Here is a 24,219-nt window from a genome sequence, read left to right on the forward strand (position 1 = left end):
CACAGGCCACCGGCCCCGCGGCCGATGGCGATGTGCCCGTCTCAGTCTTGTCGCGGTACCAGGTTGACAGCCGAGTACTTGCCACGGCGATCGACCTCGAGATCGAACTCGAGCTTGTCGCCCTCGTTGAGCTCGCGCATGCCCGAACGCTCGACCGCACTGATGTGAACAAACGCGTCCGGCTGGCCGTCGTCACGCGTGATGAAGCCGAAGCCCTTCATCGCGTTGAAGAACTTGACCGTGCCGGTGGCCTTCTCGCCGGTCAGCTGACGCTGGGGAGCAGCGGGCTTGGCCGCAACCGCAATCACGTCACCCACGACCTGAAGATCGGCAGCCGAAACCTTGCCGCCGCGATCAACGAGATTGAACTCCAGCTGCTGGCCTTCGGCAAGGCCTTCAAGGCCCGCACGCTCGACAGCGCTGATGTGGACAAACACGTCCTCGCCGCCGTCTTCACGCTGGATAAAGCCGAAGCCCTTTTGTGCGTTGAAGAACTTCACCACGCCCTTGCCGGTGCCGACAACCTGAGCAGGCATGCCGCCGCCACCGCCACCGCCGCCGCGCGGGCCGCCGAAGCCGCCACCACCGCCGCCGCCGCGCGGGCCGCCGCTGAAACCGCCGCGATCACCGCCGCCGAAGCCGCCACGGTCGCCGCCGCCAAATCCGCCGCGGTCACCGCCGCCGCCGAAGCCGCCGCGCCCGCCACCGAAGCCGCCGCGATCAAAGCCGCCGCCGCCGAAACCACCGCCGCCGTAGGGGTCGAACCCGCCTTCGTCACCGAAACCATCGCGCTTGTCGCGTCCGCGACCCCGCCGCCCTCTGTCAAAACCCATAAAAACCAATAAACCTTCGTTCCGCCCCTGCGTTCCTGGGTGCCGCAAGCCGGACGCGGCTGCCGACGGCACAACAAGGGATTTTCGCGAGACTCTGCTCGTCGGCTCCTCTGCACCTGAGACTATAACCAGTAATTGCATCCAGCGCGAACGGAATCGTTGTTTCCCGGGACTTGCGAAAGATTCGGTGTGACCTTTATGCCATGTTCCCCCGGCCCTTGCCCTTGACGGAGGGTTTGGGCAAAGCAGAGAGGATGCATTTGCTCTCCCTCCTGGCAGATCCCTCCGCATGGGCCGCGCTTGTCACACTCGTTCTGGTCGCGATCGTGCTTGGCATCGATAGTCTTATTTTCATTGCCATTCTTTCGAACAAGTTGCTGGTGCTCCCGCAGGCACGTGCGCGCCGTATCGACCTTCTGCTCGCGCTCGCCATCCTGGTGATGATCGGCTCCGTGCTGTTCGCCGACGGTTTCGGGGTTCACATCCCCAAGGGCTATATCTACGCCGCGATAGGCTTCTCGGTCTTCGTCGAGTTGCTCAACATCATCGAACGCAATCACCGCACCCGCAGCAGGAATGCCGCATAGCAGGACGCGGTGAAGGAGAAGCTGCCCATGTTCCGCCAGATCGACGAGAAGACCTATGCCAGCCCGCAGATCGAGGTGGGCGACATCGCGGAGGCGAGCGCGCTCGGCATCGGCCTGATCGTGAACAACCGGCCCGAGGACGAATCGCCCGATCAGACCCCGGGCGCGGCGATCGAGGCCGCTGCAAAGGCCGCGGGCATTGCCTACGTCGCCATTCCCGTCACCCACGCCGGGTTCTCGATGCCGCAGGTCGAGGCGATGCAGGCCGCGCTGGCCGAAGCGGGGGACAAACCGGTCCTCGCTTATTGCCGCTCGGGCACCCGCTCGACGCTCCTCTGGGCGCTCGCGCAGGCTCGCACCGGCATGGCTGTCGATGCCATTGCTGCACATGCGGCAGGCGCCGGCTACGATGTCGGCCCGATTCGCCCGCAACTCGATTTCCTCGCCGCGCAGGCACGGTAAGCGGGGCCTGACGCGTGATCGCGCTGCTTGATACCTTGCTTGCCCTGCCCGGAGCAGGGATCGCGCTGCAGGCGTTGGGATCGCTGATCGCGGTCATGCTCGTCTTTGCGCTTGTCCGAACCCTCGATCTGGGCAGCGATGTGCGCATTGCCGACGAGGCCGAGGCGCGCGCGCTGGCGGAAAATGCGCGCTGCGGTTTCGATCCGGTCGAGATCGCGCTCGACCGTGCGCGCATCGGCGCCTTGCTGCGCAATGCGACAGGCGAAGTCATGCTGATCCGCCGCCACGGCGCGCACTTTGCTGCGCGCGTGCTCACCTCGCACGCCGGCGCGCGGCTCGATCGCGGTTTCCTGACGCTTTCCACCGAGGATCCGCATTTCGGCAGCATCACGCTCGATCTCGGCGAGAAGGCGCAAGTCTGGGCGGCCAGCCTGCGCCGACTGGGAGCGACCGCATGACCGATTTCCTCGCGCCGCTCCTCTCCGCGCTCAGCCACCCGATCACCCGGCCGATCGACGTGATCGCCTACGCCGTCCCCGCCTTCATCGCGCTCATCCTGATCGAGATCGCCTGGGCCCGCCGCCACGCACCGGCCGCCTACGAAGCCCACGACATGCTGACCTCGCTGCTGCTTGGCCTTGGCAGCACGATCGCCGGTGCGCTCGTCGCAGGCATGATCTACGCCGCGGCCGAATGGCTCTATCTCCACCGCGTTGCGACCGTGCCGTTCGCCTGGTGGTCATGGGCCGCGATCGTGCTGCTCGACGATTTCAACTACTACTGGGCGCATCGCACCGGCCACCGCGTGCGCTGGTTCTGGGCGGCGCATGTCAACCACCACACCAGCCAGCACTACAACCTCAGCACCGCGCTGCGCCAGACCTGGACCGGCTTCATCGCGCTCTCGTTCATTTTCCGCATCTGGCCAGCCTTTGTCGGATTCCCGCCAGAGATGCTGATCACAGTGGGCGCAGCGAACACGGTCGGCCAGTTCTGGATCCATACCGAAGCAGTGCGCCGCATGCCGGCATGGTTCGAGTGGGTGTTCAACACGCCCTCGCACCACCGCGTCCACCACGCGACCAATCCGATCTATCTCGATCGCAATTATGCCGGCGTGTTCATGTTCTGGGACCGCCTGTTCGGCACGTTCCAGCCCGAACTTGACGAGGAGCCCGCGCGCTACGGCGTGATCCGCCAGCTCGGCACCTTCAACCTCCTCCACAGCGTATTCCACGAATGGAAAGCGATGCTGAAGGACTTCGCGGTCGCGCCGTGGCGCCACAAGCTCGGCTACCTTCTGCGCGAACCGGGCTGGAGCCACGATGGCAGCCGCGACAGCAGCGACACGATCCGCACGCGCTGGCTGGAACGGAACGGCGCCTCAGCGTCCGATGAGGCCCAGCGCATGGCGGATGAAGGCATCGCGGTCAGCCACCCATAGCATCGTGTCCGGCAGGCGCGGGTTGGCGTAAGTCCAACCTTCGCCCGAATAGACCTTGTCGAAGGTCCCCCGTGTCCCGAACGACAGTGAAACCGCCCGCTGCTCGGCGCGGGTGGTGAAGCCCTCGCCCAGTATTGTTGCGGTCCCGGGCTCGAAACCCCGCCCCCAGGAGCGCAGCGCGAAGACGTGGGGCTCCTGGCGGAAGCTCTGCACCGAAGTATCGAAGAACACTGAGAGATAGACCCTGTCGAGCGAGCCCAGTGGCGCCGCCGGCATTCGCCAGTCGGATGTGGCAATCACCGGCCAGGGGTAATGCTGCGGGTTGCCGTAAAGGATCTCGCTGCGCAGATCGACCAACGCGTCGCGCGGGGCCTGCTGCGGCGGCACGCGCCGGATCTGCAGGTTGTTCGACCAGGTGAAGCCGAACGAGGACGCATCGATCAGCGGCATGGCGGATGGCGGGCCCCGGCCCGGCGCGTTCGAGACGGCGACGTTCTCGTAAATCCGCAAGTAGGCCTTGTCCTTGAGCTGGTGCCCGCTCGCCACATCACGCCAGCCCTGCTGGCCCTGCCAGCTCACATTGCGGAAATGCGAGACGAGCGTGCCGTTGATGTAGGTCCCGTGCTCCTGATCGACATTGGTGCCGACATTGCCGGTAACCGCGCTGTCCTCGACATAGAGCATGGTTTCCCCGCCCGGCACGAAGATCGCGTTCTTGCCGCCGAAGATGCGCGAGCGCCGCACCACCGCGGTGAACAGGCCGGGTGCGGTGCCGCCATATGTTTCGAGGTGGAGCGCTCCCATCGGCTGGATCGCGCCGGGAAAATCCAGGGCGATATCGCGCATCTCGAAGTGGATGCGGCTGCGTCCCATCTCCAGCGCCCGCATCTTGAGCGTGGCCCATGGATCATCGGTGCGAAAGGTGACCTGCACGCCCGACAGCGACGAGCGGAAAATGTACTGCGTGCCGTCGAGATTGCCGACGATGTCAGGCTGCCACGGCGCGAAAGGGTAGACGCAAGGGCGCCCCTGCCCATCAAGCGCCTCGTAAACGAACTCGTATCCGCCCTCGGCCCGGCCATAGAGCGAGGCCGCGTCCGGGCCTTGGTAAACCTCCCGTCCTGCCGCACGTGAAGCATCGCATTTGATGAACAGGCGGATCGCGGGCCGGCGCAGCCCCTGCATCGGCATGTAAAAGGGATAGGTACGGTCATGCGCGGCGTAATCGGCCGGGGTTTCGGGCTTCGGCGGCTCGGCCGGAACGACGGGCTGGAGCGGCGGTACGGACTGGACCGGGCGCTGCGCGGTCTGCGCGTTTGATTCGCCGCCAAGGCCGCTGCACCCGATGACGCCCAGCATCGCCGCGCCGGCCATAAGCGGCAGCGTCAATGTCAGCGCCGGTCGCGCGATCCTCCAAGCCATGGCCCCTGCCTCACTCCCCAAGTCGCGACAGGCGGCGCATGCCGCCCCGCCGGTTCAGCTGGCGAGCCGGAGACCCGTCGCCATGCTGTCCGCGTCCGGCTGGTCGGGCCAGATACCGCGCGTATCATAGACCACCTTGCCGCTGCGCTCGGCGAGGGGCACGACCTTGAACACGTCGTGATCGACCAGCACGATCAGCAGGTCGCAAGTCTCGAGCGCATCATCGAGGTCGATCAGGCCCGCACCCGTATCGGTGAACTCTACCGGCAGCTGGCTGGCGTAAGGCTCCACGATCGAAACGCGGTTGCCATACTTGCGCGCGATCCGCGCCGCGACAAAGCGGGCCGGGCTCTCGCGGAAATCATCGATATTGGCCTTGAAGGCGAGGCCAAGGCACGCGATCCGCGCATCGGGATGCGCCTCGACCAGCTCGGTCGCCCGCGCGATCACATGATGCATCTTCTGGTCGTTCACGCCGCGCGCGGTGCGGATCAGCGGGGTGTCTTCGGGCGCACTCGCCACGATGAACCAGGGATCGACCGCGATGCAGTGGCCGCCGACGCCGGGGCCCGGCTGGAGGATGTTGACGCGCGGGTGGCGGTTGGCCAGGCGGATCACTTCCCAGACGTCGAGGCCCATACGGTCCGCCACGATCGAAAGCTCGTTGGCAAAGGCGATGTTCACGTCGCGGTAGGCGTTCTCGACCAGCTTGGTCATCTCGGCGCTGCGGGCATCGGTGGTCACGCAGGTGCCCCGCACGAAGCGCTTGTAGAACGCCAGCGCCTTGCGCGCGCAGCGCGGCGTGATGCCGCCGATCGAGCGGTCGTTGTTGGTGAGCTCTTCCAGAATGCGGCCCGGCAGCACGCGTTCAGGGCAATAGGCGATCGAGACGTCGGGCGTCTCGCGCGTAAGGCCCGGGAACTTCAGGTCAGGGCGGAGACCTGCCATGAGATCGCGCATGGCATCGGTCGTGCCGACGGGGCTGGTCGATTCGAGAATCACCACGTCACCCGGCTTCAGCACGCCGGCCACTTCGCTGGCAGCGGCCTGCACATAGGAAATGTCCGGCGTGTGGTGCCCGTCCTTGGCGAAGGGTGTCGGGACAGCGATCACGAAAACATCTGCAGGTTCGATCTGGGTCGAGGCGCGCAGCAGCCCGCGCTGGACCACGCCCTGCACAAGGCCATCGAGATCGACTTCCTCGATATGGATCTCGCCGCGGTTGATCGTATCGACGACATGCTGCGTTACATCGAGCCCGAGTACCGGGCACCCGGCGCGGGCAATGATGGCAGCAGTGGGAAGCCCGATATAGCCGAGGCCGACAACACAGACCTTCGGCTTCACATCCTGATTTCCGGTCTTAGGGGGCATGTCCCAATAGCTCCGCGATACGCCGCGCGGCGTGCCCATCCCCGAAGGGATTGTGCGCGCGCGCCATGGCTGAATAGGCAGCCTTATCGTCGAGCAGGGTAAAGATTTCGGAAACTATCCGAGCAGTTTGGGTGCCCACGAGCCGCGCCGTGCCGGCTTCCACGCCTTCGGGCCGCTCAGTCGTCTCGCGCATGACCAGCACCGGCTTGCCCAGCGCAGGAGCTTCCTCCTGCACCCCGCCGCTGTCGGTCAGCATGATCTCGGCAATCGAAAGCAGGCGCGCGAAATGCGGGTAGTCGAGCGGCTCGATCAGCGCGACATTGTCGAGGCCGCTGAGCGCGCCCTCCATGACCTTGCGCACATTGGGATTGGGATGGACCGGGAAGATCAGCGCCACATCGGGGCGCGCCGCAATCTGGCGAATCGCCTCGGCAATCGCTTCCAGCCCGCCTCCGAAATTCTCGCGGCGATGGCTGGTAACGCCGATGATGCGCTTGCCGGCAAAGCGCGCTTCCAGATCAGCGAGGCCCTCGGCGAGCGCAGGCTGCGCCTCGATCCGCTCTGAAACCCATTGCAGCGCATCGATCACGGTATTGCCCGTCACGTGGATCGCATCCGCCGCCACATTCTCAGCGCGCAGTGCCGCCGCAGAGGTTTCCGTGGGCGCAAAGTGCAGCGCGGCGATCGTGCCGATGATCTTGCGGTTCACCTCCTCGGGCCAGGGGTGATAGATATTGTGGCTGCGCAGCCCGGCTTCGACGTGTGCCACAGGCACCTTGCGGTAATAGGCAGCCAGTGCGCCGGCCATCGCGGTCGCGGTATCGCCCTGAACCACCACCCAATCGGGCTTTTCGGCATCCATCACGCCGCCAAGGCCGGTGAGCAGCGCGGCGGTGAGGCCGTCCAGCGTCTGATCGGGCTTCATCAGGTCGAGATCGTGATCGGGCACGATCCCTGCGATTTCGAGCACCTGATCGAGCATCCCCCGATGCTGCGCCGAAACGCAGGTCACCACGCGGAAAGCCGGGTCGGCCGTCAGCGCATGGACCACGGGAAACATCTTGATGGCTTCGGGCCGGGTGCCGAAGATCACGAGAATTGTCTTAGCCATGGCCCAGCCCTTTAGCGCCGCCGGGTTAAGGGGCGCATAATCAGGCTGCAGGCATCTGCTGGCTGGAACAATGGAAGCCCCCGCCGCCCGCCAGCACCGCATCGGCCATCAGCCCGATCACCGCGTGGTGTGGAAACAGCTCGGCAATCGCTGCGACGCCGTCGTCATCATGCTGCGTGCCGAACACCGGCACGATCACGACCTTGTTGGCAATCACGAAGTTCATGTAGCTCGCCGGCTGCACCATACCGCCCCATTCGACGAGCCCCGGCGAGGGCACTTCCACCACCTCCACGCCGAAACCCTGCGCGCGCGCTGCCGTATCGGCGTAGATCGCGGCATTGGGATCGCCCGGACCTGTAGCGCGCGGCACGGCAAGGCGGTTCGGCGCGACGAACCGCGCGAGATTGTCGACATGGCCGTCGGTGTGGTCGTTGATAAGGCCCTCGTCCAGCCACAAGACCCGGTCAAAGCCCAGATCCCGCGCGAGCCGCACTTCCAGGTCGCCGCGCGTCAGCGCCGGATTGCGATTCGGGTTCAGCAGGCACTGTTCGGTCGTGGCGACGAGACCCGTGCCATCGCCATCAAGCGCGCCGCCTTCCAGAATCCAGTCGCAGCGATCGGCCGCAAGGTCCGTGCTAGCAGCCAGATCGGCGCCGATCGCCTCGTCGCCCGCCATCAGGTACTTGCCGCCCCAGCCGTTGAACCCGAACAGCTTCGCGCGCCGACCCGCTTGCCCGCGCACCACCAGCGGCCCGGTATCGCGCAGCCAGACATCGCCATAGACCCGCCGCTCCAGCGTGACCGCACCCGAAACCAACGTTCGCGCCCGTGCTTCGTTCGCCGCATCGCGGACGATCAGCCGCACCTCCTGCCCGCTATCGGCAACGGCGCTCGCGAAGGCGGCAATCTGCTCCTGCGCCCGGTCGATCACGCCGGACCATTCTTCCGCCAGATGCGGAAAGCCGATCCAGAGCCAGTCCTGCGGATGCCACTCGGGCGGCATCCGCATTGCGATATCGGTCATTCCAGCCGCCTCTTACTTGCCAGCCGCTTCGGCAAGGCTCTTGTCGCGAATGGCGCGGAACTCGTCGCCCGGGTGCCAGTTGGGCCAGGTCGTGCCATTGGCAAGCTCCCGACCGATCCGATAGAACAGCGTCACATCCTGCTTCATGCCCGAAACGTCCCAGCTCTCCTGATACTCATCGCTGGGCTGATGGTAGTGCAGGTTCTCGTAATCATTCGTGATCGCCTGGCCAGCCGCTTTGCCCCCAACGATCAGATCGGTACCGCGCTTGAGATCGAGCATTGGCACACCGCGCTTGGCGAAGCTGAAGTGATCGGACCGGTAGTAGAAGCCCTTCTCGGGGCCTTCCTCAGGTGCTTCGGCGAGCCCCATTGCACCTTCTGCCTTGCGCAGGATCGCGGTCAATTCGGACTTGTCTCCCCCTGTCACCGTCACGTCCTTCACCGATCCGCCTGTGTACAGGGCGTCGATGTTCACACCGCCCACGGTCTTCGCCAGGGGGAATACCGGGTTCTGAGCGTAGTACTCCGAACCTAGCAGGCCCGATTCCTCGAGTGTGACCGCCAGAAACACCTGGCTGCGCGCAGCGGGGCCAGCCGCGCGGTTCATCTTGGCCATCGCCACCAGCGCGGCGATGCCGGTCGCATTGTCGATCGCGCCGTTGCAGATGCCGTCGCCGGTTGCATCGGGCTTGCAGTGGCCGAGATGATCCCAGTGCGCGCTGTAGAGCACAAACTCGTTCGGCCGCGACTTGCCGGGCAGAATGCCGATCACGTTGTGCGAATTGGCCTTTTCGATCGTGTTGTCGAAAGAAAGGCTCGCCTTGAGACCCAGCGCCACCGGCTTGAAACCCTTCTGCCCCGCCGCTGCGGTGAGCGCCGCCAGATCCTTGCCCGCCGCCTTCAGGATCGCTTCCGCGACGCTCTTCTGCACCCAGCCGTTGGCAACGGTCTGGTCGGCGCCGTTGTTCGCGCTCTGCACGAAATGCTGCGCCCCCGACCAGCTCGATTCAACCACCTGCCAGCCATAGGCCGACGGGAACGTGTCATGCACGATCAGCGCCGCCGTCGCGCCCTGCCGCGCCGCTTCCTCGAACTTGTAGGTCCAGCGCCCGTAGTAGGTCATGCGGCGCCCGCGAAAGAGCCCCTCCTCGGTCGCCATCGCATAGTCGGGATCATTGACGAGGATGACCGCAGTCTTCCCCTTCATGTCGATGCCGGCGTAGTCGTTCCAGCCAAGCTCCGGTGCGCTGATGCCGTAGCCGACGAAAACGAGCTCGCTGTCCTTGACCTCGCTGTGCGGCGTGATGCGGTAACTGCCCGCCACGAACTCGCTGGAGGGCTTGAAGCTCAAAGTCAGCGCATCGCCGGTGATCACCAGCGGGCTGCGATTGCCCCCGGTGATCGTTGCCGTTGGCACATCCTGCAGCCAGCTTGGTTTGCCCTCAGGCCCTTTGTTGCCCGGCTTGAGCCCTGCCGCCTTGAACCGCGCGATGATCGCATCGAGCGTCTTTGGCTCAGCCGCGGTGCCCGGCTCGCGCCCTTCGAAGGCGTCCGAGGACAGCGTACGGATCGTCTCGCGCAGCAGCGCCTCGTCCACAGGCGGCACTGCAGGTGCAGCGAAACTCGCCGAAACCGGCATCACCAGCGCGGCGCCACACGACAGGGCAAGCAGGGTGCGGCCTAAAGGCTTGCGAAAGGTCATCCGTCATTCCTCGACTAAGCCGCCGGGTTACCGGCAAGGCGGCGAGAGGTGGCAGAGGCCTCGCTCGCTGGCAAGCATGACAAGCGCGCTTGATCGCGCGGGGCCGAAGGAGCATCGCATGCCCCATGACCGCGCCCGCCCTCGACTGGCCCCACGCCATCCACCGCGCGCGCGCCGAAGCCCCGTTCCTGTGCCGCAGCCTGGACCGCCTTCCGGCGCTTGCAGCCCTGCTCGAAACGGGCCGGATCGAGGACGCGCTGGCTGCCGCACGCACTGCCGGCGCGGGCGAGACAGACGCCGCGATCGCGCTGCGCCGCGAACGTCTCGCGCTCGCCATAGCGCTTGCCATTGGCGATCTAGCCGGCGCGCTTCCGCTCGCGCGGGTGATGGCCGAACTCTCCGCCTTCGCCGACCGCGCACTCGATACCGCGATCACCGCTGCCATGCGCCGCCGCGTGCCCGATGCCGAGCCGAAAGGCTTTTCCGCAATCGCACTCGGCAAGCACGGGGCGGGCGAGCTCAACTACTCGTCCGACATCGACCCCATCCTGCTCTACGATCCCGATATTCTCCCCCGCCGCGACCGGGACGATCCAGCCGACGCGGCGCAGCGCATTGCGCGAACCATCGTCGAACTGCTCGGCGCGGTCACGGCTGAAGGCTATGTCTTCCGCGTCGACCTGCGCTTGCGGCCCGCTGCCGAAGTCACGCCGCTCGCACTGCCGTTCATCGCCGCGATCACGCACTACGAATCGAGTGCGCTCGCCTGGGAACGCGCCGCCTACATCCGCGCGCGGCCCGCTGCCGGCGATGTCGTTGCCGGGCAGGCCTTTCTCGATGCGATCCGGCCCTTCGTCTGGCGTCGCAGCCTCGATTTCGGGGCGATTGCCGAGATCGGGCGGCTCACCACGCGGATCCGCGACCACTATGCCGGCGGCCAGCAGGTCGGTCCGGGCTATGATCTCAAACGCGGACGTGGCGGAATCCGCGAGGTCGAGTTCTTTGCGCAGACGCATCAGCTCATCCACGGCGGCCGCAACCCGGCACTGCGCCAGCGCGGCACTCGCGCCGCGCTCGATGCCCTCGCTGCGGCGGGCATTATCGCCGCCGACGATGCCGTGTTGCTGGGGCAAAGCTACGACCGCCTGCGCACGCTCGAACACCGCCTGCAGATGATTGCCGATCAGCAGACCCACAGCCTGCCCACCGACCCCGCCCAGCTCGATGCGGTCGCCCGGCTCGAGGGCCTGCCTTCGGGTGCCGCACTGGTCAAGGAACTGGCCGGCATTTCCGAGGCGGTGGGAAGCCGTTTCGACACATTGATCGCAACCTACGCCCCCACCGGCGCCGTCCCTGTCACCGTGCGCCCGCTCGAGCTCGAACTTGCCGGGCTCGGATTTGCCGATCCGGCTCCGCTGGCCGCACGAATCGAGAGCTGGGAGAACGGCCAGTACCGCGCGCTGCGCACTGCCGAAGCGCGCGGCGCCTTTGCCCGGCTGCGCACCACACTGCTCGGCGCGCTCGCCGCCGCGCCCGATCCGGAGCGCGCGCTGCTGCGCTGGGAAGGGCTGCTCGCCGGCCTGCCGAGCGCGATCAACGTGTTCCAGTTGCTCGAAGCGCGGCCAGCCCTGCTCGGCGTGGTCATGCGCGTGCTCGCCCATGCACCCACGCTGGCGGATGAACTCGCCCGCCGCTCCGATCTGCTCGATACGCTGATCGACCGCACCGCCTTTGATCTTCCAGGCAGCACCGAAAGCCTCGCTGCCGAATTGCGCTGCGGCGAGCCGGGTGATGATTACCAGTGCCTGCTCGATGCGGTGCGGCGCAAGGTCGGCGAATGGCGCTTTGCGCTGGGCGTCCAGCTGATCGAGTGCGAAGCGGGCGAGTGTTGGCGCGATCCGCTCGATGTCGCCGCCGCCCTGTCGAGACTGGCCGAAGCCGCTATCACCGTGCTGGCCGATGCGGCACAAGGCGAGTTCGTCCGCCCGCACGGCCGGATCGCGGGCAGCGATCTGGTCATTCTCGGACTTGGCCGGCTTGGCGGCGCCGCGCTGACCCACGCCTCCGACCTCGATCTCGTGTTCCTGTTCAGCGGCGACCACACCGGCGAATCCGATGGCGCGCGCCCGCTTGGCAGCACGCTCTATTTCAATCGCCTGACCCAGCGGGTGATCGCCGCGCTTTCTGCCCCCACCGCAGCCGGCGCGCTTTACGAGGTCGATGTGCGGCTGCGGCCCAGCGGCGCGCAAGGACCGATTGCCGTGAGCCTCGACAGCTTCGCGCGCTACCAGCGCGAAGACGCCTGGACCTGGGAACACATGGCCCTGTGCCGGGCGCGGCCGCTGCATGGTTCGGTCGGTGATCGCGCCGCGCTCGCCGCGATCATTGCCGAAGTGCTGCACCGCCCGCGTGAACCCGTGAAGCTCCGGGACGATGTGTTGGCGATGCGCGCGGAAATGGCGCTGCACAAGCCGCCGGCGGGCCCGCTCGATGTCAAGCTCGCGCGTGGCGGGCTCGTCGATCTCGAATTCCTCGTCCACTATCTTCAGCTGCGCGAGAGGGTCGCGCTCGATCCCGATCTTGGCCGCGCCGTCGATGGCCTTGCCGCAGCCGGCCTGCTTCCCCCAGCCTTGCGTGCCGCGCACGATCTCCTGGCGCGGCTGCTTGTGGTGGTGCGGCTCGTTGCCCCTGACGGCCGCTATCCGCCCGAGGCCAGCCGCGCTATTGTCGCGCGGGCGTGCGGCTTGGCCGACTGGCAGGGGCTGCTGGCCGCCGTGCTGGCCGCGCGCTGCGGGATTGCCACATGCTGGCACAGTGTTTTTGGCGAGGAACTGGAGATCCAAGAATGAGCGAGACCATCGGCGCAGGCAGCATGCTGCCCGACATTGCCATGACCACAACCGAGGGCGGCACCGTCAAGCCGTCGGACTTCATCGGCCGCAAACTGGTGCTGTTCTTCTACCCCAAGGACGACACGCCCGGCTGCACGACCGAGAACAAGGACTTCTCTGCGCTTGCTGCCGAATTTGCCGCCGCCGGGACTGCGCTCCTCGGCGTGAGCAAGGACCCGCCCAGGAAGCACATCAAGTTTATCGAGAAGCACGGCCTTGCCGCCCCGCTCGCCACCGATGCGGAGGACGGCGGCCTCTCCGATGCGCTCGGCATCTGGACGGAAAAGTCGATGTATGGCCGCACTTATATGGGCATGGAGCGCACGACCTATCTCGTCGGCGCCGATGGCAAGATCGCGCAGGTCTGGCCCAAGGTGAAGGTCAAGGGCCACGCCGAAGCCGTGCTCGCCGCCGCCAAGACCCTTTGACCGGCCTCGATGTGACAAGCCGCAACGGTATTGGCACGAGCGTCGCCGCGGCGATCCGGGGGGCCATGCTCACCGCCGATCCCGCGGCCAAGGCCATGGCCGCGCGCGAAGTGCGGCGCGACTGGGCGAGTGGCCGGCTCGCCTTCGCGTTCGATGTCGCCATGCCGGACGAGCCTGCGCGCCCGGCGCGGCCCGAGTTGCTGCCTCCCAATGCCATGCCCAAGCGCGGCCGGGGCGGTTCGGAGCGCGGGCGGCTCGCGCTGCTACATGCGCTTGCCCACATCGAGTTCGTCGCCATCGATCTCGCGCTCGATGCGGCGGGACGCTTCGGGGCCGAGCGCGGACCGCAGTTCGTCAGCGACTGGCTCGATGTCGCGGCAGATGAGGCGATGCATTTCGCGCTGCTTGCCCGCCGCCTGCGCACGCTCGGTTCGGACTACGGCGCGCTGCCGGCGCACGACGGACTTTGGGATGCCGCGCGCGAGACCGCGCATGATCTCGCCGCCCGTCTCGCCGTGGTGCCTATGGTGCTCGAGGCGCGCGGTCTCGATGTCACGCCCGTCACGATCGAACGCTTCAACGCGGCAGGCGATCTGCGCTCTGCGCGGATCCTCGAACGAATCCTTGACGATGAAATCCGCCATGTGCGTTTCGGCACAATCCACTTCCTGAATCTGTGCGATGAGCGGGGTGAATCGCCCCCGGCGCTCTGGAAAACCCTCGTTGCGCGGCACTTTCGCGGGGCTGTTAAGCCGCCGTTCAACGACTCGGCGCGTCGGTCAGCCGGTTTATCGTACGAATTGATGACAGGGGTTGTCTCTCTGTAACCGTTCCCCCTAACCCGTCTTCAAGAGGGCCACGGAAGGGTTTCCGCTGGTCCTTAAGCGAAACTGTCAGGCAGTCCGGGGTTAGCCGGCATTGTGATGGCAGGATCGAGGTGGGTTTGCCCTGACTGCGATAACGGCGCGATTGATGCCGGAAAGCCAGGGTCAAAAAGGGTTAGCGGGTCGTAATGTTTCATAACAAGCTTCTGAAACTGGTGATTGGCTCGCTCGGCGCGGCCACCTGTTTCTTTTCGGCTCCGGCCATGGCGAGCAGCGCATCCTCCGCTGATATTGCCGCCCCGCTCCGCGCCGCCGAAGCTGCCCGCAACGGCACCACGGCTGCCCCCGCCGATGATGAATTCCACAAGCTCTTCGCCAGCTGGAAAGCGCTCGACGGCGGCGTCCTGCTTGCTCCGGCAAGCACGGCTCAGCGTAGCGAGGCGGTCTCGATCCCCTCGCTCGTTCCGATTGCCTCGAACCGCGTCATGAGCAGCGGCTTCGGTCTGCGCGTCCACCCTGTGCTGGGCGGCCTGCGCGCGCACAAGGGCATCGATCTTCCCGCCACGACCGGCACCCCGATCCACGCCTCGGCCGATGGGGTCGTCGGCAAGGCCGATTGGTTCGGCGGCTACGGCCTGTTCGTCGAGCTGGAGCATGGCGGCGGCATGGAAACCCGCTACGGTCACATGTCGCGCATCGCGGTTGCCGAAGGCCAGCGCGTCCGCAAGGGTGACGTGATCGGCTACGTCGGCTCGACCGGCCGCTCGACCGGCTCGCACCTGCACTACGAAGTGCGCATCGGCGGCGAAGCGGTGAACCCCGTTCCCTACATGCAGACCGTGGCGCCCGGCGTTGCGACTGACAGTGTGCTGGCGCAGAACGATACGCCCTCGGCTCCGGTTCGCTGATCGCCGCTTAACAGAGACATCTTGGAGAGGATGGGACGAAGGCGGCGGTAAACGCCGCCTTCTTCTTTTGTGGCGCGGGAATTCCGGCTGGGGGCCGTGCCGAACCGACGAATCCCGTTGCGCACTTTAATCGAACGGTTAAACTCCCCGGGCAAGCGGCCACATCGAGCCGCCGATCCTGAGAGGATGCGCATGAATTACCACCCCAGTTTCCACGCGCGGACCAACCCTGAAAAGCCTGCGGTGATCATGACCGGCAGCGGCGAGGTGGTGACCTACGGCGAGCTGGAGGCACAGAGCAACCGCTTCGCCCAGCTGCTTCGGGCGCGCGGCGTCGGGATCGGCGATACCATCGCGCTGTGCTTTGAGAACCACCCCGCCTTCTTTTCGCTGTGCTGGGGTGCGCAGCGGGCAGGCGTAGTCTATGTCGCGATTTCCTCGCGCCTCACGCCGCCCGAGGTTGCCTACATCGCGCGCGACAGCGGGGCCAAATTGCTGGTCGGCTCCGGCGCGCTCATGCCCCTGCTGGATGCCGTCGCCGCTGCTGCGCCGGAAGTTGCGCAGCTGCGGCTCGGCGGTAGCGGCGAGCACGATCTTGCTGCGGCGCTCGGGGCCATGCCGGCTGAGCCGATCGCGGACGAGCGTGCGGGCTGCGACATGCTCTATTCCTCCGGCACCACCGGCAAACCCAAGGGCGTGCGGGTTCCCTTGCCCGAAGACCCGGCGATCGGCGGCGCCAACTCGCTGATCCTGCTGGCGGGCGGCCCGTTCGGCATTCGCCCCGATGCGGTCTATCTCTCGCCTGCGCCGCTCTACCATGCCGCACCGCTGCGCTGGTCGATGACCATTCACCGGTTCGGCGGGACCGTGGTCTGCATGGAGAAGTTCGACCCGGAAAAGGCGCTGGAAGCCATCGAGCGCCACCGCGTGACCGACAGCCAGTGGGTTCCGACCCACTTCGTGCGCATGCTCAAGCTGCCCGAGGAGGTGCGCGCGCGCTACGACCTCTCCTCGCTGCGCGGCGCGATCCACGCTGCCGCGCCCTGCCCCGTGCCGGTCAAGCATGCGATGATCGAATGGTGGGGCCCGGTGCTCAACGAGTACTACGCGGGCACCGAAGGCAATGGCTTCACCTTCATTTCCAGCGCCGAATGGCTGCAGCGCCCCGGCTCGGTCGGCCGCGCGCTGCTCGGCACGATCCGCATCTGCGACGAGGCCGGCGATGAAGTGCCGCGCGGCACCGAGGGTCAGGTCTTCTTCGAAGGCGGCAATCCCTTTGCCTACCACAACGACCCCGACAAGACCCGCGATGCCACCAACAAGCACGGCTGGACCAGCCTTGGCGATGTCGGCTGGGAGGATGACGAGGGCTACCTCTTCCTCACCGACCGCAAGAGCTTCATGATCATCTCCGGCGGGGTCAACATCTACCCCCAGGAGATCGAGAACCTATTGATAACACACCCGAAAGTGGCCGATGTGGCGGTCATCGGCGCCCCCGATCCGGACATGGGCGAGCGCGTGGTCGCCATCGTTCAACCGCACGACTTTGGTGAAGCTGGCCCCGCCCTCGCCGAAGAACTCACCGCCTGGCTCGCCCCGCAACTCAGCCGCGTAAAGCTCCCCCGCCAGATCGACTTCCGCGAAGAGCTTCCGCGCGAGCCGACCGGCAAGCTGTTCAAGCGTCTGCTGCGCGACGAATACAAGGCCGCCGCCGCTGCCTCCGCCTGATCAGACCAAGGACACCAGCATGGCCACCACCGCAGACCGCATCGTTCCCGAAGAGATCGGCCGCGCCGTCATCGATCCCGCCGCCTATGCCGCCTGGGATCCGCTGCTCGACCAGTTCGACACGCTGCGCACGGGCGACGTCGGCGTCGCCCGCGTCGTCTCCTCTGACGATATCCATGAGCCGTTCTGGCTGGTGAGCAGCTTCGACGCGGTCATGACCGCAAGCAAGGACAACACGACTTTCCTCAACCATCCCAAGCCGACCGTCTTCACCTTGCGCAGCACCGATGCACTCGCCCGCGCAATTACCGGCGGCAGCCCGCACCTCGTGCAGTCGCTGGTGCAACTCGATGCTCCGCTGCATCCCAAGCTGCGCCGCCTGACGCAGGACTGGTTCATGCCCAAGAACCTGCGCACCATCGAAGCCAGGACCCGCGCGATCGCCGAAGCGACGGTCGAACGCCTTCTGGCCGCCGGCGGGGAAGGCGATTTCACCAAACTCGTCTCCTCACCCTATCCGCTCCATGTCGTCATGCAGATCCTCGGCGTGCCTGAAGAGGACGAGCAGCGCATGCTGGTGCTGACCCAGCAAATGTTCGGCGGGCAGGATGAAGAGCTCAACCAGTCGGGCATCAAGAACCTGCCGCCCGAAATGATCACCCAGATCGTCGCCGGTGCGGTAAAGGACTTCGAAGCCTATTTCGCCGCCCTCGCCGCCGAGCGCCGCAAGAACCCATCGGACGACGTCGCCACCATCATCGCGAACGGCATGATCGACGGCGAACCGCTCGACGACGTGGTGACCGCAGGGTATTACATCATCACCGCCAGCGCAGGCCACGATACGACCAGCGCTTCGACCGCAGGCGCCATGCTCGCGCTGTCCCGCGACCCCGCACAGTTCGCGCGGGTCAAGGCCGACCGCAGCCTGCTTGCCGGGATTGTCGAGGAAGCGATCCGTTGGACTACGCCGGTGCAGCACTTCATGCGCACCGCATCAGTTGATACCGAGCTCGGCGGGCAGAAGATCGCCAAGGACGACTGGCTGATGCTCAACTATGTCGCGGCCAATCACGACCCGGCGCAGTTCCCCGATCCGCGCCGGTTCGATGCGGCGCGCGAAGGCAATCGGCACCTCGCCTTTGGCGCAGGTGCGCACCAGTGCCTTGGCCTGCACCTGGCGCGGCTCGAAATGCGCATTCTGTTCGAGGTGCTGCTCGACCGGCTGGACAGCGTCGAACTGGCGGGCGAACCGGCACGCGCAAAGTCGACCTTTGTCGGCGGGCTCAAGCGCCTTCCGCTGCGCTGGAAGGCGGCCTGAGCCGCAGGTTCACTCCGCCAGCAGGCGCTTCATGATTGCCCGGACGTCGTCCGCCATGTCCGGGCGCTCGAGCGCGAGCGCCAGCGTCGCTTCGACAAAGCCTGTCTTGCTGCCACAATCGAAGCGGCGCCCGCCGAAAGTCACGGCATGGAACGGCTGGTCGCCGATCATGCGGGCCATGGCGTCGGTCAGCTGGATCTCGCCGCCCGCTCCCTTTTCCTGCCCTTCGAGCGTGCGCATGACTTCGGGCTGAAGAATGTAGCGACCCGAGATGATGAGATTCGACGGCGCATCCTCACGCTTCGGCTTCTCGACCAGCCCGGTCACTTCGGTGAGCTTGTCCGAGATTCGCTTCCCCGGGGCGATCACCCCATAGCTGGAAACCTCCTCCTCGGGCACTTCAAGCACGCTGATGAGATTGCCGCCGACTTCGTTGTAGGCTTCGACCATTTCCTTCATGCAGCCCGGAGTGCCGATCATCAGTTCGTCGGGCAGGAAGATCGCGAACGGCTCGTCACCGACGATTGCGCGCGCGCACCAGATCGCATGGCCGAGGCCCATCGGGACCTGCTGGCGCACGGTGACCAGATTGCCTGGAAGAATGCGGGTCGGGTCGAGAATCGTCAGGTCCTTGCCGCGATCGGACATCGTCCGCTCCAGCTCAAAGGCCGTGTCGAAATGCTCGACAATCGCGGTCTTGCCGCGCCCGGTCACGAAAATGAGCTGCTCGATTCCCGCTTCGCGCGCCTCGTCCACCGCATACTGGATCAGCGGCCGGTCGATGATCGGCAGCATTTCCTTCGGAATCGCCTTGGTCGCGGGCAGGAAGCGCGTGCCCATGCCAGCCACGGGAAATACTGCCTTGCGTACGGGCTTGCGCTGCGGCTGCGATGCGATGCTACCGGTCATGTCCTGTCTGGTCCCCTCGTGTGGTGGCTGAACGCTTGTGGCATAATGGACGTCTATTGCGCCATCCTTTCGATCCTGTTGCGCCGCTTCGCAAACAAGCTAAACGACCGCGATGGACAAGATCATCATTCGCGGCGGCAATCGCCTTTCGGGCACTGTTCCAGTTTCGGGCGCGAAGAATGCGGCATTGACGCTTCTGCCCTGCGCGCTTCTGACCGACGAGCCGGTAACCTTGCGCAATCTGCCGCGGCTGGCCGACATCGACGGCTTCCAGCATCTGCTCAACCAGTTCGGCATTTCAACGACAATCGCCGGCGCACGGCCCGAAGATTTCGGCCGGGTCATGACCCTGCAGGCAACCCGCCTCACCTCGACCGTCGCGCCCTATGACCTCGTTCGCAAGATGCGCGCCTCCATCCTCGTGCTGGGCCCCTTGCTTGCGCGGGCGGGTGAGGCGACCGTTTCGCTCCCCGGCGGCTGCGCGATCGGCAATCGGCCGATCGATCTCCACCTGAAAGCGCTCGAAGCTTTCGGCGCCAGGATCGAGCTTGCCGCCGGTTATGTGCGGGCCATCGCGCCCGATGGCGGGCTGCCCGGCGGGGACTACAGCTTCCCCATCGTTTCGGTGGGGGCGACTGAAAACGCACTCATGGCCGCAGTGCTCGCACGCGGCACCAGCACCTTGCACAATGCGGCACGGGAACCGGAGATTGTCGATCTTTGCAACCTTCTGGTCGCGATGGGCGCCCAAATCGAAGGTATCGGCACCTCGGACCTCACCATCCATGGTGTCGACCGGCTTCACGGCGCAACCTATATGGTCATGCCCGACCGCATCGAGGCGGGCAGCTATGCCTGCGCGGCGGCGATCACCGGGGGCGACATCACACTGGCCGGTGCACGGGCGGAGGACATGGCCGCCACGATCCAGGCGCTGCGCGATGCAGGCGTCCATATCGAGGCGGTGCGCGGCGGCTTGCGCGTGGCGAGCGATGGCCCACTTTGCTCGGTGACACTGTCGACCGCGCCCTACCCGGGGCTTGCCACCGACATGCAGGCACAGCTCATGGCCATGCTGTGCCTCGCCCAGGGTTCGAGCGTGCTCACCGAGACGATCTTCGAGAACCGCTACATGCACGTGCCCGAACTCAACCGCATGGGCGCCCACATCGAGACCAAGGGCCGCACCGCGATTGTCCACGGTGTGAGCAAGCTGAACGGCGCGGAAGTCATGGCGACCGACCTGCGCGCTTCGATGAGCCTTGTCATCGCCGGGCTTGCCGCCGAGGGCGAATCGCAGGTGCACCGGCTTTATCACCTCGACCGCGGTTACGAGCGGCTGGAAGAGAAGTTCGCCCTGCTCGGAGCGGATGTGGAGCGCGTCGGGGGCGACTGATTCAGATCGGCTGGCCTGCCACGCGCACTGCCAGCCAGAGGCGGATGGCGCCGGCCAGGCCGGGCGGGTTCTCCGCCGCGATCCGCTCTGCATCAATGCGCGCCACCAATGCGTTGACCGGCACGCCCTCTACCTCGGCAGCCGACCGCAACCAGTCCCAGAACAACGGTTCCAGGCTGATCGAGGTCTTGTGTCCGGCAATCTCGACCGAGCGTTTGACCGGCGGGTGGTAGGGCGTGATCACAGGTCTCGGAACATCACCCGCACATCGTGAGCGGACCAGGTGGGGAAGGCCATGCGCATGAACTCGATAAGGTCCCGTTCGAACTTCGCACGGGCCGCGACTGCCGCGCGGTAGTTGTCACGATACCACCCACGCTGGTCCTTGGGCACGCCACCGAGATCGGGCGGAACGACGGCAGGGCTTGGACTGTCACCGTCGTGCAGGTCTCTGGGGGCGGGTCGCCGGCCTGAGCCGAGCGCCTCGATCCTGCGCAGGAAGTCATCCTGATCGGCACCGGCGCCGGCAATCGTGCAGGCCGCGTGCGCGGTGCCGCCAAAGCAATCCATCTCGTGCGCGATCCCGGCATAAGTCGAAAGGCTGGTGTAGACCTGCGTGAACAAACGGCGCTGCGGCTCTGTCCAGTTTGCGCCAAACGATGCGATCTGTTGCTTGCGGCTCTGCTCTGCAAGGCGATCGGCGTGGCCGGCGCAATAGCCGGCCGAAACGCCACTTGTTGCATCTTCGCAAATCTCGAAGCTGCCGCCCCTGCCCTTGCCTGCCTGCCGTTCCAACAGCTCGCCGATGCGGCTTTCGCTGGCGGCCGGGGCATCCTCAACACCGCAAGCCATGTGGATCGCCACATCGAGATTGCGCGCCGCTCCCGTGCCGTTGGCATAGATCATCGCGAGAATGCCGGCCCCGGAGAAGTAGCTGTAACCAAGGCCGCCGAAATCAGGCGCGTTTGGGCCGACTTCCTGCTCACGCTCGATCAGAGCACATTTTCGGGCAGCGACCGGATCAGCCGGGCGGCCAATACCGTAGAAAAGCGCTTCGGAATCGCAATCCTTCAGCCCGCTCCGCTCGCTGGTGGAAGGCCAGTCCGAGGCGGGTGGTTCGGCCGTCAAGCGCGCTCGGCACGCGTTCTGGGTCGAAGCGGCGTCGGACGCGATCTCCGCGCCATAAGTCTCTGCAAGCTTCTCGGCGCCCCAGTCGTAGCGCTGCGGCGCACTGGCCGCAGCCGTCAGGAGCAGTGCACAGGACGCGGCAATCCATCGGTTCATGGCACAGCCCGACCCCAGCCCATCAATACATGTGCTGGCCGCCGTTGATGCTCATGGTCGAGCCGGTGACGAAAGCGCCGTCTTCAGAGGTGAGGAAGGCGACGCCGCGGGCGATTTCATCGGCCTGACCGAGGCGGCCGACAGGGATCTTGGCGACGATCTTCTCAAGCACCGGTGCAGGCACAGCGGCGACCATGTCGGTATCAATGTAGCCCGGCGCGATGGCGTTCACGGTGACGCCGTATTTGGCACCTTCCTGCGCCAGCGCCTTGGTGAAGCCGTGAATGCCCGACTTGGCGGCGGCGTAGTTGACCTGACCGTACTGGCCAGCCTGACCATTGATCGAGCCGATGTTGACGATGCGGCCCCAGCCGCGTTCGCGCATGCCGGGGAAGGTGGCCTTGGCCATGTTGAAGCAGCCGCCGAGGTTGATGCGCATCACCTCGTTCCAGTCGTCGAAGCTCATCTTGTGGAGCACGCCGTCGCGGGTGATGCCGGCATTGTTCACGACGATATCGATCGGGCCGACTTCGGCAGCGATGCGGGCGCACTCTTCAAGCGTCGCCTCGTGATCGCCCACATCGAAGCGATAGGCCTTGATCCCGGTGCGCTCTGTAAAGGCGCGGGCCTTTTCCTCGTTGCCGGCATAGTTGGCGACGACCCTGCGGCCCTGCGCATGGAGGGCAAGAGAAATGGCTTCACCGATGCCCCGGGTACCGCCGGTCACCACTGCTACGCGTGTCATTGTCATCGCCATCTCCCAATCCGCACTATCGGCAGGACGGTAATGGCAAGGTTGCTGGCGGACAAGTACTTAGGCAGCAATCATACGACTGCGTGAAATCGGCTGGCGTTGCGCAGAAATCAGAAGCGGAACTGGGTTCCGACGTAGACCGCTTGGCTGTCCTTCTTGCCATCGGTCAACGGCCGCAGACGATCCCGTTCGGGCGAATAACGCACGCCGGCGGTCACATCGATATTGCGGGTCAGGCGGTAGCTGCCGCCGAGATCGACTTGATAGTCGGCCTGGCCTTCGAAGGTGCGCGGCGCATGGCCCATCCGCTCACGCGTATCGAGTTCAATCCGGGGGGCGAGCCGCGCCGGGACACTCGCGGCGGAGGCAGACATGGCATCCTTGCGGCCGATGGCGCGCAGATCGGGCATATCAAGCCGCTGGATATCGAGGCGAATGCTGTCACGCGAAAGGCCCGGCGTGGCTGCAAAGCTCTGATACCCGCGCGCGAGGCCGAGATTGTACACCGTCGGCGCAATGCGCACCGGAGCGGCCCCAGGAGCACCCGCACCGGCAGGCATCGCAGCCCGCACTACAAGATCCTGCGCCCCGATATCGCTGACCCGGACAGCGACAGTCACGGCCCGATCGGGACGGTTTTCCATGCCGGCAGGCGTAAACCGGAACAGCCGGCCATGACCGGCGCGCCCCTGAATCTGGGCATTGATCTCGGACACCAGGCGCGGATCAACCGAAGCGGGCGTGAACGAACCGATCCCGCCGCGGGCCGAAAGGCTTACCGGAGCAGAGGCAAAGTTGCTGCCAAGTGCGCTGCCGAGGGCAGGCGCGGCAACAAGGCCGATCAGTGCGCAGCCGAGCAAAGGCAGCACGCGCGCACGGAAACCCCCGCGCGATTTTGCTCCCTTGACCAACTTGCCGCTCATCGTAAGCCTGAACTTTCCGGTCATATCTCAGCGAAGCTCATGGAACTCCGCGAATCTCGAACACCACTCTGTAGGCAAGACATACGTTGGGCGACAGATAATTTCCAGTGGCACAACGATTTTTCGTCCACTTCGGGACAGGATCAGGCCAACCTGTTGCGCTTTGCCCACAGGCGCTGGCTCTGCCGCCTGCCATGGGCCGCCAGCAAGCACGGCAGCGTCGTTCCGCCCGATCCACGTGGCATGACCGGGGCGCACCCTGTGCATTGCCCTTGCGGCACGCGGCGCGGCGGTGATAGAGCCTCGGCGTCAAGGCGCCCGACGGCGCGGATATCATGGGCAGGAGCAGCGGCATGGCCGCACGCCCCCGCCAGCAAGGACAGGATGCAAGTGACGACACGCCCCAGCATTTCCGCCAAGATCGCCCGGGGGCTCGCCACCGGCCTTCTCGCCATCGCCGCCTGCACGCTCGTGGCCGGCTGCGGGCAGAAAGCCCGCCCCAAGCTTGATCTTGCAGCGAGCAAGGTGACCACGATCGGCGTCAACGCCTATCTGTGGCGCGCAACGCTCGAAACACTTTCGTTCATGCCGCTGGTGCAGACCGACAGCAACGGCGGCGTGGTGGTGACCGACTGGTACGCCAACCCGCGCAATCCGGGCGAGCGTATGAAGCTGACGGTCTCGATACTCGATCAGGACCTGCGCGCCGATGCGCTGCGGATTGCCGCCAGCCGCCAGGTCAGCCAGGGCGGTAACTGGGTCGATGCCCCGGTGCAGGCCGCCACGGTGCAGAAGCTGGAAGACATCATTCTCACCAAGGCCCGAGATCTTCGCCGCCAGACTGTTCGCGGCTGATCCTTCACGTCTGATGGTTGCACGGCTGGGC

23 protein-coding genes are annotated in these 24,219 nt (G+C 65.8%); 12 read left to right on the forward strand and 11 right to left on the reverse strand.

All coding sequences use genetic code 11. The features are described 5' to 3' along the window. Positions 1 to 41: 41 nt before the first annotated feature. Positions 42 to 833 (reverse strand): cold-shock protein, encoded by a 792-nt coding sequence (locus WCL10_RS04060; protein ID WP_336894340.1) that lies wholly within the window; start codon positions 831 to 833, stop codon positions 42 to 44. Positions 834 to 1,087: 254 nt separating this feature from the next. On the opposite strand from WCL10_RS04060, the gene WCL10_RS04065 reads away from it, so the two are divergent. From WCL10_RS04065 to WCL10_RS04080, 4 genes are read left to right on the forward strand one after another with little or no spacing between them, the layout of a single operon-like run. Then, complete coding sequence (locus WCL10_RS04065; RefSeq protein ID WP_336894341.1) at positions 1,088 to 1,420, forward strand: hypothetical protein; 333 nt, start codon at positions 1,088 to 1,090, stop codon at positions 1,418 to 1,420. Between the two features lie 27 nt (positions 1,421 to 1,447). Beyond that, positions 1,448 to 1,882 carry a TIGR01244 family sulfur transferase gene (locus tag WCL10_RS04070; RefSeq protein ID WP_336894342.1) on the forward strand — a complete coding sequence of 145 codons (435 nt, stop codon included), beginning with the start codon at positions 1,448 to 1,450 and terminating at the stop codon, positions 1,880 to 1,882. 14 nt (positions 1,883 to 1,896) lie between these two features. After that, entirely contained in the window at positions 1,897 to 2,340 is a 444-nt protein-coding gene (locus WCL10_RS04075; RefSeq protein WP_336894343.1) for a hypothetical protein, read from the forward strand. Further along, positions 2,337 to 3,326, forward strand: coding sequence for a sterol desaturase family protein (locus tag WCL10_RS04080; RefSeq protein ID WP_336894344.1), 990 nt, complete (start codon positions 2,337 to 2,339; stop codon positions 3,324 to 3,326). Before WCL10_RS04075 ends, WCL10_RS04080 begins: the two co-directional genes overlap by 4 nt. On the opposite strand, the gene WCL10_RS04085 is transcribed toward WCL10_RS04080, so the two are convergent. The 5 genes from WCL10_RS04085 to WCL10_RS04105 are packed head-to-tail and all read right to left on the reverse strand — an operon-like array spanning position 3,267 to position 9,901. Then, the gene (locus WCL10_RS04085) at positions 3,267 to 4,748 is read right to left on the reverse strand and encodes a hypothetical protein (protein ID WP_336894345.1); all 1,482 of its coding nucleotides are present in this window, start codon (positions 4,746 to 4,748) and stop codon (positions 3,267 to 3,269) included. The genes WCL10_RS04080 and WCL10_RS04085 overlap by 60 nt on opposite strands. Positions 4,749 to 4,802: 54 nt before the next feature. Then, on the reverse strand, positions 4,803 to 6,122 hold the full coding sequence (wecC, locus tag WCL10_RS04090) for a UDP-N-acetyl-D-mannosamine dehydrogenase (RefSeq protein WP_336894346.1): 1,320 nt from the start codon (positions 6,120 to 6,122) through the stop codon (positions 4,803 to 4,805). Then, complete coding sequence (gene wecB / locus WCL10_RS04095) at positions 6,112 to 7,233, reverse strand: UDP-N-acetylglucosamine 2-epimerase (non-hydrolyzing) (RefSeq protein WP_336894347.1); 1,122 nt, start codon at positions 7,231 to 7,233, stop codon at positions 6,112 to 6,114. Before wecB ends, wecC begins: the two co-directional genes overlap by 11 nt. A 40-nt stretch (positions 7,234 to 7,273) precedes the next feature. Further along, positions 7,274 to 8,260, reverse strand: a complete 987-nt coding sequence (locus WCL10_RS04100) for an agmatine deiminase family protein (RefSeq protein WP_336894348.1) — start codon at positions 8,258 to 8,260, stop codon at positions 7,274 to 7,276. 12 nt (positions 8,261 to 8,272) lie between these two features. Beyond that, positions 8,273 to 9,901 (reverse strand): M28 family metallopeptidase, encoded by a 1,629-nt coding sequence (locus WCL10_RS04105; protein WP_336894375.1) that lies wholly within the window; start codon positions 9,899 to 9,901, stop codon positions 8,273 to 8,275. 188 nt (positions 9,902 to 10,089) lie between these two features. On the opposite strand from WCL10_RS04105, the gene glnE reads away from it, so the two are divergent. The 6 genes from glnE (at position 10,090) to WCL10_RS04135 (ending at position 18,067) form a co-directional block, all read left to right on the forward strand. After that, a complete protein-coding gene (gene glnE, locus WCL10_RS04110) occupies positions 10,090 to 12,813 on the forward strand; it encodes a bifunctional [glutamate--ammonia ligase]-adenylyl-L-tyrosine phosphorylase/[glutamate--ammonia-ligase] adenylyltransferase (RefSeq protein WP_336894349.1) in 2,724 nt (907 codons plus the stop codon). Beyond that, a complete protein-coding gene (locus WCL10_RS04115) occupies positions 12,810 to 13,283 on the forward strand; it encodes a peroxiredoxin (protein WP_336894350.1) in 474 nt (157 codons plus the stop codon). The genes glnE and WCL10_RS04115 overlap by 4 nt, the downstream gene beginning before the upstream one ends. 65 nt (positions 13,284 to 13,348) lie before the next feature. After that, the gene (locus WCL10_RS04120) at positions 13,349 to 14,110 is read left to right on the forward strand and encodes a ferritin-like domain-containing protein (RefSeq protein ID WP_336894376.1); all 762 of its coding nucleotides are present in this window, start codon (positions 13,349 to 13,351) and stop codon (positions 14,108 to 14,110) included. Between the two features lie 260 nt (positions 14,111 to 14,370). Beyond that, the gene (locus WCL10_RS04125) at positions 14,371 to 15,015 is read left to right on the forward strand and encodes a M23 family metallopeptidase (protein ID WP_336894351.1); all 645 of its coding nucleotides are present in this window, start codon (positions 14,371 to 14,373) and stop codon (positions 15,013 to 15,015) included. A gap of 192 nt (positions 15,016 to 15,207) precedes the next feature. Beyond that, complete coding sequence (locus WCL10_RS04130) at positions 15,208 to 16,746, forward strand: acyl-CoA synthetase (protein ID WP_336894352.1); 1,539 nt, start codon at positions 15,208 to 15,210, stop codon at positions 16,744 to 16,746. 19 nt (positions 16,747 to 16,765) lie between these two features. Next, entirely contained in the window at positions 16,766 to 18,067 is a 1,302-nt protein-coding gene (locus WCL10_RS04135) for a cytochrome P450 (RefSeq protein ID WP_336894353.1), read from the forward strand. A gap of 9 nt (positions 18,068 to 18,076) precedes the next feature. Here the strand turns inward: WCL10_RS04135 and galU are convergent, their stop codons facing one another. Continuing rightward, positions 18,077 to 18,976, reverse strand: a complete 900-nt coding sequence (gene galU, locus WCL10_RS04140; protein WP_336894354.1) for a UTP--glucose-1-phosphate uridylyltransferase GalU — start codon at positions 18,974 to 18,976, stop codon at positions 18,077 to 18,079. A 112-nt stretch (positions 18,977 to 19,088) separates the two neighbouring features. On the opposite strand from galU, the gene murA reads away from it, so the two are divergent. Further along, entirely contained in the window at positions 19,089 to 20,372 is a 1,284-nt protein-coding gene (murA, locus tag WCL10_RS04145) for a UDP-N-acetylglucosamine 1-carboxyvinyltransferase (RefSeq protein WP_336894355.1), read from the forward strand. Position 20,373: 1 nt separating this feature from the next. Here the strand turns inward: murA and WCL10_RS04150 are convergent, their stop codons facing one another. The 4 genes from WCL10_RS04150 to WCL10_RS04165 all read right to left on the reverse strand — a co-directional run bounded on the left by WCL10_RS04150 (position 20,374) and on the right by WCL10_RS04165 (position 23,357). Beyond that, positions 20,374 to 20,616: a ribbon-helix-helix domain-containing protein gene (locus WCL10_RS04150; protein WP_336894356.1), complete on the reverse strand. Its 243-nt coding sequence runs from the start codon at positions 20,614 to 20,616 to the stop codon at positions 20,374 to 20,376. After that, positions 20,613 to 21,656, reverse strand: coding sequence for a hypothetical protein (locus WCL10_RS04155; RefSeq protein ID WP_336894357.1), 1,044 nt, complete (start codon positions 21,654 to 21,656; stop codon positions 20,613 to 20,615). Before WCL10_RS04155 ends, WCL10_RS04150 begins: the two co-directional genes overlap by 4 nt. Before the next feature lie 22 nt (positions 21,657 to 21,678). Continuing rightward, positions 21,679 to 22,401: an acetoacetyl-CoA reductase gene (gene phbB / locus WCL10_RS04160; protein WP_336894358.1), complete on the reverse strand. Its 723-nt coding sequence runs from the start codon at positions 22,399 to 22,401 to the stop codon at positions 21,679 to 21,681. 119 nt (positions 22,402 to 22,520) lie between these two features. Continuing rightward, positions 22,521 to 23,357 (reverse strand): hypothetical protein, encoded by an 837-nt coding sequence (locus WCL10_RS04165; protein ID WP_336894359.1) that lies wholly within the window; start codon positions 23,355 to 23,357, stop codon positions 22,521 to 22,523. 384 nt (positions 23,358 to 23,741) lie between these two features. Here WCL10_RS04165 and WCL10_RS04170 point away from each other — a divergent pair, with 384 nt between their 5' ends. Next, complete coding sequence (locus WCL10_RS04170; protein WP_336894377.1) at positions 23,742 to 24,188, forward strand: DUF3576 domain-containing protein; 447 nt, start codon at positions 23,742 to 23,744, stop codon at positions 24,186 to 24,188. Positions 24,189 to 24,219 lie beyond the last annotated feature (31 nt).

Origin of the sequence: Novosphingobium sp. (assembly GCF_037133355.1) — a bacterium.
In the GTDB taxonomy this organism is placed as follows: domain Bacteria; phylum Pseudomonadota; class Alphaproteobacteria; order Sphingomonadales; family Sphingomonadaceae; genus Novosphingobium.

Bases quoted from the DNA above. Each gene is read 5' to 3' on its own strand.
- wecB (WP_336894347.1), bottom strand. From the start codon at position 7,233: ATGGCTAAGACAATTCTCGTGATCTTCGGCACCCGGCCCGAAGCCATC.
- glnE (WP_336894349.1), top strand. From the start codon at position 10,090: ATGACCGCGCCCGCCCTCGACTGGCCCCACGCCATCCACCGCGCGCGC.
- wecC (WP_336894346.1), bottom strand. From the start codon at position 6,122: ATGCCCCCTAAGACCGGAAATCAGGATGTGAAGCCGAAGGTCTGTGTT.
- WCL10_RS04115 (WP_336894350.1), top strand. From the start codon at position 12,810: ATGAGCGAGACCATCGGCGCAGGCAGCATGCTGCCCGACATTGCCATG.
- WCL10_RS04125 (WP_336894351.1), top strand. From the start codon at position 14,371: ATGGCGAGCAGCGCATCCTCCGCTGATATTGCCGCCCCGCTCCGCGCC.
- WCL10_RS04165 (WP_336894359.1), bottom strand. From the start codon at position 23,357: ATGACCGGAAAGTTCAGGCTTACGATGAGCGGCAAGTTGGTCAAGGGA.
- WCL10_RS04105 (WP_336894375.1), bottom strand. From the start codon at position 9,901: ATGCCGGTTTCGGCGAGTTTCGCTGCACCTGCAGTGCCGCCTGTGGAC.
- WCL10_RS04085 (WP_336894345.1), bottom strand. From the start codon at position 4,748: ATGGCTTGGAGGATCGCGCGACCGGCGCTGACATTGACGCTGCCGCTT.
- WCL10_RS04080 (WP_336894344.1), top strand. From the start codon at position 2,337: ATGACCGATTTCCTCGCGCCGCTCCTCTCCGCGCTCAGCCACCCGATC.
- WCL10_RS04130 (WP_336894352.1), top strand. From the start codon at position 15,208: ATGAATTACCACCCCAGTTTCCACGCGCGGACCAACCCTGAAAAGCCT.
- WCL10_RS04100 (WP_336894348.1), bottom strand. From the start codon at position 8,260: ATGACCGATATCGCAATGCGGATGCCGCCCGAGTGGCATCCGCAGGAC.
- WCL10_RS04070 (WP_336894342.1), top strand. From the start codon at position 1,448: ATGTTCCGCCAGATCGACGAGAAGACCTATGCCAGCCCGCAGATCGAG.
- phbB (WP_336894358.1), bottom strand. From the start codon at position 22,401: ATGACACGCGTAGCAGTGGTGACCGGCGGTACCCGGGGCATCGGTGAA.
- WCL10_RS04135 (WP_336894353.1), top strand. From the start codon at position 16,766: ATGGCCACCACCGCAGACCGCATCGTTCCCGAAGAGATCGGCCGCGCC.
- galU (WP_336894354.1), bottom strand. From the start codon at position 18,976: ATGACCGGTAGCATCGCATCGCAGCCGCAGCGCAAGCCCGTACGCAAG.
- WCL10_RS04065 (WP_336894341.1), top strand. From the start codon at position 1,088: ATGCATTTGCTCTCCCTCCTGGCAGATCCCTCCGCATGGGCCGCGCTT.
- WCL10_RS04120 (WP_336894376.1), top strand. From the start codon at position 13,349: ATGCTCACCGCCGATCCCGCGGCCAAGGCCATGGCCGCGCGCGAAGTG.
- WCL10_RS04060 (WP_336894340.1), bottom strand. From the start codon at position 833: ATGGGTTTTGACAGAGGGCGGCGGGGTCGCGGACGCGACAAGCGCGAT.
- murA (WP_336894355.1), top strand. From the start codon at position 19,089: ATGGACAAGATCATCATTCGCGGCGGCAATCGCCTTTCGGGCACTGTT.
- WCL10_RS04155 (WP_336894357.1), bottom strand. From the start codon at position 21,656: ATGAACCGATGGATTGCCGCGTCCTGTGCACTGCTCCTGACGGCTGCG.